This is a genomic window from Kaistella haifensis DSM 19056, assembly GCF_000735695.2.
Lineage (GTDB): Bacteria > Bacteroidota > Bacteroidia > Flavobacteriales > Weeksellaceae > Kaistella > Kaistella haifensis.
In genome coordinates, this window is record NZ_JASZ02000087.1 from 1 (window position 1) to 1695 (window position 1695).

The window sequence follows — 1695 nt, forward strand, 5'->3', positions numbered from 1 at the left end:
ACCTCCATCTTCCCGCGAATCCAAAAGTCAAAAAACTTCCCACTATTTTAAGCCGGCAAGAAATCTGGCGAATGCTTCAAAGTGCTGAACTCCTGAAACACAAACTGCTCATCGGCCTGATCTACGGTTGCGGACTACGCTGTATGGAAGTAAGAAATATCAAGCTTCACACCCAAAACGCTGCTCAATAAATGCCGGTGCTGCAAGGAGGGAAACCTGGTAACCATTGCCGTTTTCGGGCAGCGCGGTCCGCCGCAGGACTTTCTTTTCGTCACCCAACCTTTGTCTGCGAAATAACCTTTGCGGGTAAGGGAAGCTGTGCCCTACACCCAATAAAACCCCGCAGAACCCACTTCCAAAGGCTACCCAACGCCACAAAAAAAGCAGTCCTCCCGAAAAAACTGCTTTGCACCTCTAAATTCTAAAAACGACATCCCCATAAGAGGACCATCATACCGCTGAAAAGCCACCGGAGCTTCCGTTCAACGGGCTTTCATTTCTTGTCCTGCGGACAAGACGAAAGCTTAGTTATTATGCGACGTCCTTCTATAACGCAAGATTTTGATGATTAATTTCCACATTGAATCTTACTTTCGCTCCCAATGCTTCAAAAACTTTCATTATTGTTTCAAAACGAGCGTTTTTAACACTGTTTTCTATTTTAGAAATTTGAGATTTTTGAACACCAACAAGTTCTCCGAGTTGTTCTTGAGTTAAATTTTGTTCTTGTCTTGCTTGTTTTATAGCTTGACCTAGAAGTTCAATTCGTAATTCATTTTCAAAATCATCTCTTTTTTTTGTTCCAATTTTTCCAATATGTTTATCAATCATTTTGTCAATTGAAACAGTTTCAAATTTTTTATTTTTTGTTTCCATATTTATATTGAATGTATTGTTTCCTAATTTCTTCTGCTTTTTCTATTTCTTTTTTGGGCGTTTTTTGAGTTTTTTTCATTATTCCATGAGTTGCAAGAACCATAGATTTTTGATAATTATCCCAAAAAGCAAATAATCTGTAAGAATTTGAATTGTATAAAGTTCTAAATTCCCATATCGCATCACTCAATTTTTTAAAAACCTCTTTATCGTTTGTCATTTGAGATTTTTTAATATTGAAATAAACTTTCTTACGAACTTTTTCATCTAATTCATCCAAAAATTTTTGAGCTTCTGGCAATAATTCGACGTCAAAGTTATTTTTCATTCTCTAAATTTTTCTCAAAGATAATAATTTCCCAATTGGGAAACAAATTTTGTAAAGAAAATTGTCAAACAGGATGTCGCATAACGTTCCGAGTATAGGCGAAGGAGCGGATTTCAGTCCCTGAAATCCGATTCAAGCTGTAACCCCGCCTTTTGCCAATACGATGTGCCTGTTGCACAACCTCTTTTCAAAGATACGGTAAAAAGATTTCAGAAATAGAAAATGTGGTTATAAACGGGTTTAAAATATTGAAAATCAATTGTATATATCGTTTATTCTCCGTAAATTAGCGTATGCAAGGCAGAAAAACATTTGAACCGAAAATCTTCTACGAACTCAGCCTGGAGGGGCTCGTTCCCCAGGATGATTTCTACCGTAAAATCAGTCAGGAAGTACCCTTTAGCTTCCTCTACAAGTCAACCTCTCATTATTACGGCCGTTGCGGGCAGGACAGCATCGATCCTGTGGTCTTTTTCAAGATACTGTTAGTG

General features: G+C 37.7%; 2 protein-coding genes and 3 pseudogenes. 3 read left to right on the forward strand and 2 right to left on the reverse strand.

Annotation, left to right across the window (positions count from 1 at the left end):
• Together AP75_RS13970 and AP75_RS14975 are read left to right on the forward strand one after the other, a co-directional pair.
• Positions 1–191, forward strand: a pseudogene (locus tag AP75_RS13970) (hypothetical protein); the annotation flags it as partial.
• Positions 154–297: pseudogene (locus tag AP75_RS14975) on the forward strand (IS91 family transposase); the annotation flags it as partial. The pseudogenes AP75_RS13970 and AP75_RS14975, both read left to right, overlap by 38 nt.
• 249 nt (positions 298–546) lie before the next feature.
• On the opposite strand, the gene AP75_RS13975 reads toward AP75_RS14975, so the two are convergent.
• Together AP75_RS13975 and AP75_RS13980 are read right to left on the reverse strand one after the other, a co-directional pair.
• Positions 547–876 (reverse strand): helix-turn-helix domain-containing protein, encoded by a 330-nt coding sequence (locus AP75_RS13975; RefSeq protein ID WP_031501762.1) that lies wholly within the window; start codon positions 874–876, stop codon positions 547–549.
• Positions 860–1204 carry a type II toxin-antitoxin system RelE/ParE family toxin gene (locus AP75_RS13980; RefSeq protein WP_031501764.1) on the reverse strand — a complete coding sequence of 115 codons (345 nt, stop codon included), beginning with the start codon at positions 1202–1204 and terminating at the stop codon, positions 860–862. Before AP75_RS13980 ends, AP75_RS13975 begins: the two co-directional genes overlap by 17 nt.
• Positions 1205–1497: 293 nt before the next feature.
• Here AP75_RS13980 and AP75_RS14185 point away from each other — a divergent pair.
• Positions 1498–1695, forward strand: a pseudogene (locus tag AP75_RS14185) (IS1182 family transposase); the annotation flags it as partial.